Source organism: Rhodoblastus sp. (genome assembly GCF_041915505.1).
Classification (GTDB): domain Bacteria; phylum Pseudomonadota; class Alphaproteobacteria; order Rhizobiales; family Beijerinckiaceae; genus Rhodoblastus.
The window spans coordinates 1-6156 of record NZ_JAYSBG010000216.1; the positions used below are offsets into that span (position 1 = coordinate 1).

At 64.1% G+C, this 6156-nt stretch carries 5 protein-coding genes and 1 pseudogene; 1 reads left to right on the forward strand and 5 read right to left on the reverse strand.

Features of this window, described 5'->3' with window-relative positions; translation table 11 throughout:
* The 5 genes and pseudogenes from ACE3S9_RS13255 to ACE3S9_RS13275 all read right to left on the reverse strand — a co-directional run.
* Nucleotides 1–731 (reverse strand): annotated as a pseudogene (locus ACE3S9_RS13255) (ABC transporter ATP-binding protein/permease); the annotation flags it as partial.
* Between the two features lie 143 nt (nt 732–874).
* Complete coding sequence (locus ACE3S9_RS13260; RefSeq protein WP_374546943.1) at nt 875–1504, reverse strand: alpha/beta fold hydrolase; 630 nt, start codon at nt 1502–1504, stop codon at nt 875–877.
* Between the two features lie 106 nt (nt 1505–1610).
* Nucleotides 1611–2564 carry a bifunctional riboflavin kinase/FAD synthetase gene (locus ACE3S9_RS13265; protein ID WP_374546944.1) on the reverse strand — a complete coding sequence of 318 codons (954 nt, stop codon included), beginning with the start codon at nt 2562–2564 and terminating at the stop codon, nt 1611–1613.
* 84 nt (nt 2565–2648) lie between these two features.
* A complete protein-coding gene (locus ACE3S9_RS13270) occupies nt 2649–3701 on the reverse strand; it encodes a patatin-like phospholipase family protein (protein ID WP_374546945.1) in 1053 nt (350 codons plus the stop codon).
* Between the two features lie 19 nt (nt 3702–3720).
* Nucleotides 3721–4506: a 3-hydroxybutyrate dehydrogenase gene (locus tag ACE3S9_RS13275; RefSeq protein ID WP_374546946.1), complete on the reverse strand. Its 786-nt coding sequence runs from the start codon at nt 4504–4506 to the stop codon at nt 3721–3723.
* A gap of 188 nt (nt 4507–4694) precedes the next feature.
* On the opposite strand from ACE3S9_RS13275, the gene ispG reads away from it, so the two are divergent.
* Entirely contained in the window at nt 4695–5993 is a 1299-nt protein-coding gene (gene ispG, locus ACE3S9_RS13280; RefSeq protein WP_374546947.1) for a flavodoxin-dependent (E)-4-hydroxy-3-methylbut-2-enyl-diphosphate synthase, read from the forward strand.
* The last annotated feature ends 163 nt before the right edge of the window (nt 5994–6156 follow it).

Here is a 6156-nt window from a genome sequence, read left to right on the forward strand (position 1 = left end):
GGGCCGCCGCTGAGCGACATCCGGTAGTGAGCGTGGTCGCGCAGCCAATGCGAAATATAGAATTGCGTCAGCCAGCGCCGCCAGCGGATGACGAGATAGGAGCTGACGACATATTCGATCACCAGGCTGCCGATCAGGATGAACACCCAGGGCATGAACACCCAGAACAATTGACGCCAGAATTCCGGGCCGTTCTTGTCCTGGATGGCGTTGCCGAAATCGCGGTGGAAGAAGTTCAGCCGCAGCGAAATGGCGACCTGCGCCTGGTTCAGCACCACGAGAAAGACCACCACCGCCGTCGCGAAACGGCTCTCGGTGGTCTTGAAGCGGAACGGCCCGAGCCCGGTCGAGGTCTCGTCCTGGGCCAGAAAAAACCGGTCGGCGATGCGGGTCAGCGAGCGCACGACGGGGATGTGCGACACCGCGAAAACGATGATCGCGAACATGGCGACGGTGAGCGGCAGGGTGGCGGGAATGGGCGTCTCGGCCAGCGCCTTGGGCCAATAGCCGAGCTGGCCGGAAATATTGGCGAGGCCGAACAGGATCGTCTCGACCGAGAACAAGGCGATAAAGATTTTCAGGAAGCGCGACACCGGCCCGCTGCGCTCGCAGCAATAGGCGACGATGAGGCTCGCCGCCGCGAGCAGGTCGAGGGTCGGATCGGAAAAGCCATAGCCGGCGACGCCGACCAGAATGGCGAAAATCGCGACCGCCAGGCCTAGAAGTCTCATCGTCTTCCTCGTCTTGAAATCGGCGCCGGCGAATCGCGGCCGGCGCGAAGGTGCGGACTATAGCGCGGGCCGGAAGACTTGCCGAACGGGAAGACTTGCCGAACGGGGAGTGTCCCGGATTGAAATTTCCGCTTCGGGCGGAGTCAGGCAATCTGCTTCGGGCGCCAGCGGTCCTGGCTATCTACCGATAAGTGACGTTTCACCTCAACCGCAACGGCATCGGCATGTGTTTGCGCGAGGTCGTGATCCGCGCCTGTGAAAATGCACAGGCGCGAGGATGGGAGCAAAGCGGACAGGCGTTGACCAACCGCCAAAGGACTGATCGGGTCTGCATCACCCCACAGAAGCAATGTCGGCGCCTCGATGGCCCGGATTTCGTCCGATAGGTCGCTGACGGGATCGGCGATCCATGAGGCTGCGCCTGGAAAAGCGGCAAAATAGTCGGGCCGCCAGTCCGATCCGCCCAAATCGGCGACCGGGACGCCTCCGGAGGTCGCCGCCAAGACGAGGCGCTTGACGAGATGTGGCAGCGACAACGCCAACTTGATCGCAATCAAGCCGCCCATCGACTGGGCGACGATATCGACGGGCTCTGTGATCTCGCTTGCCACCAGGGCAATCAGGTCATCGACGCCGGCGATGCCCTGTTGCGGCGGCTCGACGCCCAAACCGGGCCACGCGAAAAACACACCATTCAATTCCGCGCGGGCGGCAACTGGTTTCCAGAAGGAAGCGCTGCCGGAGGCGCCTGGCAGGAAAAGAGTTTTAGACATGGCGGATACTTATAGCCGCTTCCGGCGAGAGGAAAGAATCTCCAGCCGGCTGCATTGGCCCCGGGTCGGAACCGGAAATTCAAACTGAGACGCGACCGCCGAACGGTCAGGCCCCGAGAATGCGCCGGGCGTCGTCCTCGTCGCGGCGGATCTGCGCGACCAGCGCGTCGAGCGAGTCGAATTTCTGCTCCGGGCGCAGAAAGTCGACGAAGAACACCTCGATTTCCCGGCCATAGAGGTCTTCGGCGAAATCGAACAGGAAGACTTCCAGCAAAGGAGGGCCATTGTCGACGGTCGGGCGGCGGCCGAAACTGGCGACGCCTTTCAGGCGGCGCCCGTCGAAGGCGACCTCGACAGCGTAAATGGCGTGGCGCAGCCGGCAGGACGGGTCGACGGCGAGATTGGCGGTGGGAAAGCCAAGCTTGCGCCCGAGCTTGGCGCCGTGGACGACCGGGCCGGTCAGCGACCAGGGGTGGCCGAGCAAAGCGGCGGCGCCGCGCACGTCGCCACGGGTCAGCGCCTCGCGGGTGGCGGTCGAGGACACGGCGTCGAGCGAGCCCGCCTCGTCGGCCGCCACCTTGTCGACGATCTCGACCACGATCCCGAATCGGGGCCCCGCCTCGCGCAAAAAAGCCGGCGTGCCGGAGCGGCGCGCGCCGAAATGGAAATCATAGCCCACGACCACCGCGCCGGCGCCCAGTCGCCGCGCCAGAATCTCGCGCAAAAAACTTTCCGCGTCGAGGCTCGCCAAAGCCTGGTCGAAGGTGAGCACGAACATGCCGTCGAGGCCGAGTTCGGCGGCGCGATGGGCCTTGGCGTCGCGGCTGGTGAGGCGGAAGATCCGCTCGCCGCGGCCAAAGAAATCGGCCGGATGCGGCTCGAAGGTCAGGAGCGCGCAGGGCCGGCCGAGTCGCCGCGCCAGCGCCTGCGCCCGCGCGATCACCGCGCGGTGGCCGCGATGCACGCCGTCGAAATTGCCGATCGCGACGACCGCGCCCGCCAGCCGCGCCGGCGGCTCGACGGGATCGACGCTGAGGAGGAAATTCGGATTCGACGGCATGACGGGTTCCGGCGGACGGGCTCTGACGCGGCGTTTCGGGAGCGGCGTTGTTAAGGCCCTTCCGCGCCGCCGCGTCAAGCTCGCTCAGCAGGTTGACGTATCGGCTTTGAGCGCGTTCTGCACGTCCAGCGTGCCCTCCACGCCGATGCTGTCGAAATGGGCGTCGAGAAATTTCTTGGCCGCCCTGCGGCCGATCTCGCGCAAGTGCCGGAAGAAATCGTAATCCGCGTTCAATTTGCTGGCGGAGCCAAGCTTGTTGAGCTCGTCCTCGGCATGGATCACATGCAGGCGGATCGATTTGTAATGGGTGCCTTCGAGGCGGCCGGCCTTGATGAGGCGGGTGACGAAATCGACGGCGCGGAATTCCTGCAACAGAGGCGCGTTGAAGGTGATCTCGTCGATCCGGCCCATGATCTCGGCGGCGGTCTTGGGGACGCCCTTGCGGACAATCGGATTGATCTGGACGAGGATGATGTCGGTGGTTTCCGTCTCGGTGAAGAAGGGGAACAGCACCGGATTGCCCATATAGCCGCCGTCCCAATAGGGAACCCCGTCTATCACCACGGCCGGGAACAAGGTCGGCAGGCAGGCGGAGGCCATCACCATGTCGAGGGTCATTTCGGGCCGCCGGAAGACGCGGACCTTGCCGGTCTCGACATTGGTGGCTGAGACGAACAATTTGAGCGAATCCGTGGCGCGCAAGGCGTCGAAATCGACCATGCTGGACACGGCGTGGCGCAAAGGATTGATCCCCAGCGGATTGACTTCCGCAGGGGAGAACAGGTTGGAGGTCTGCTGCAACAGGGTCGCGGCGGGCGTCTGGCTCCAGAAATTCAGCACGCCCTCGACCAGATTGCGCTGAATCGCCGGCAATACGCCATCGAAACTGGCGGCGCGCCAGAAATCGTCGAGCTGCTTGCGCGCGCCCTTCGCTCCGCCCTTGCGCATGCCTTCGGCGAAATTCACCGCATTCATGGCGCCGGCGCTGGCGCCGCTCAGCCCGTCATAGGCAAGGCGGCCGTCCTCGAGCAGATAATCGAGGACGCCCCAGGTGAAGGCGCCATGAGCGCCGCCGCCTTGAAGCGCGAGATTGACTTTCTTGACGGGCTTCACGGCGTCGGCGTCAGCGTTTGGCATCGTTTCTCCGGCGCTCCGATCAGGCCGCGGTCCAGCCGCCGTCGATCGAAATATTGGCGCCGGTGATCTGGGCGGCCGAATCGGAGGACAGGAACACGGCCAGCGCCGCGACCTGTTCGACCGTGACGAACTGCTTGGTCGGCTGGGCGGCGAGCAGGACGTCGTTGATGACCTGCTCCTTGGTCAGGTTGCGGGCCTTCATCGTGTCGGGAATCTGCTTCTCGACCAGCGGCGTCCACACATAGCCCGGCGAAATGCAATTGACCGTGACGCCGAAGGTGGCCAATTCCAGCGCGGCGGTCTTGGTCAGGCCGGCGATGCCGTGCTTGGCCGAGACATAGGCCGATTTGAACGGCGAGGCGACCAGCGAATGGGCCGAGGCGGTGTTGATGATGCGGCCCCATTTGCGCGCCTTCATGCCCGGCACGGCGGCGCGAATGGTGTGGAAGGCCGAAGACAGGTTGATCGCGATGATCTGGTTCCACTTCTCGACCGGGAAATCCTCGATCGGCGAGACGAACTGGATGCCGGCGTTGTTCACGAGAAGGTCGACGGAGCCGAAGGCCTTGGCCGCATTGGCGACCAGCGCCTCGGCCTCGTCGCCCTTGGACAGGTCGGCGGCGTCATACAGCGCCTTGACGCCGAAATCCTTTTCGATCGAGAGGCGCTCGGTTTCAATGGCGGCGGCCTCGCCGAAGCCGTTGATCACGACATTGGCGCCTTCCTTGGCGAAGGCGCGGGCGATGGCGAGGCCAATGCCCGAGGTGGATCCGGTGACAACAGCGGTCTTGGCGGCAAGCGACATGGTCGGCTCCTGGCTGTGAAGCTCGGAAAATGCAAATGAAGCCCGGAATGAGCTTCGCGGCGACTATAAAGGGCGCAATGAAAATTGCAGCCGCCAATTTCGCCGATTCCGCCTTGCCGAACAAAATTCGCCTGAGGCGGATTCCTCTGTTATAGAAGGCCCAATTTCGCCGCTCATGGGCCTCTGATATGACCGAACACGCCTTTCCGCCGCTCTGCGAAACCGAAATCCCGGCCGAACCTTTGATGCGCCGTCACGGCGTGGCGGTGCGGGTCGGCTCCGGTCCGGGCGCGGTCGTGGTCGGCGGCGGCGCGCCGATCGTCGTGCAGAGCATGACCAATACCGATACGGCCGATATCGAGGCGACGGTGCGTCAGGTCGCCGCTCTGGCGCAGGCGGGCTCGGAACTGGTCCGCATCACCGTGGATCGCGACGAGGCCGCCGCCGCCGTGCCGAAAATCCGCGAGAAGCTGGACGCCATGGGCGTTTACGCGCCGCTGGTCGGCGATTTTCACTATATCGGCCATAAATTGCTGACCGATCATCCGGCCTGCGCCGAGGCTCTGGCGAAATATCGCATCAATCCGGGCAATGTCGGCTTCAAGGAAAAGAAGGACAAGCAGTTCGGCGAAATCGTCGAACTGGCGATCAAGCACGACAAGGCGGTGCGCATCGGGGCCAATTGGGGCTCGCTCGATCAGGAAATGCTGACCGAGCTGATGGACGAGAACGCGCATGCCGCGCATCCGGTCGACGCCCGCGCGGTCATGCGCGAGGCCATGACGCGCTCGGCCTTGCTCTCCGCCGAACGCGCCGAGGAAATCGGCCTGAAGCGCGACCGCATCATTCTCTCGGCCAAGGTGTCGGGCGTGCAGGACCTGATCTCGGTCTATCGCATGGTGGCGCGGCGCTCGAATTACGCGCTGCATCTCGGCCTGACCGAGGCCGGCATGGGCTCGAAGGGCATTGTCGCCTCCTCGGCGGCGCTCGGCATCCTGTTGCAGGAAGGCATCGGCGACACCATCCGCGTCTCGCTGACCCCCGAGCCGAATGGCGACCGCACTCTGGAAGTGCAGGTGGCGCAGGAAATCCTGCAGACCATGGGTTTTCGGACTTTCGTGCCGCTGGTCGCCGCCTGCCCGGGCTGCGGGCGCACCACCAGCACCGTGTTCCAGGAGCTGGCGCGCGACATCCAGGGGATGATCCGCGAGCGGATGCCGGAATGGCGCAAGGTCTATCCGGGCGTCGAGGCGCTGAATGTAGCGGTGATGGGCTGCATCGTGAACGGGCCGGGCGAATCGAAACATGCCGATATCGGCATTTCGCTGCCGGGCACGGGCGAAACCCCGGCGGCCCCGGTGTTCATCGACGGCAAGAAGGCCCTGACCCTGCGCGGCGAGGGCATTGCGCAGGAATTCGAGAAGATCGTCTCGGATTATGTCATCCGGCGTTTCGGCGACAAGGCGGAATCCAGCGCGGCCGAGTGAGGGCGGCGGAAACCTCTCAAATCTTGGGGGAGGTTTAGGGTCTCAGCTCAAAACCAGCAGGCAATTCCCATTTAAGGGTGTGCCCGATCGCCGTAATCGGGGTTTCGACGAATCTTGTGAGAATACTTGCTATGGCGAACGTGACCGGGATGGAAGCGGCCGT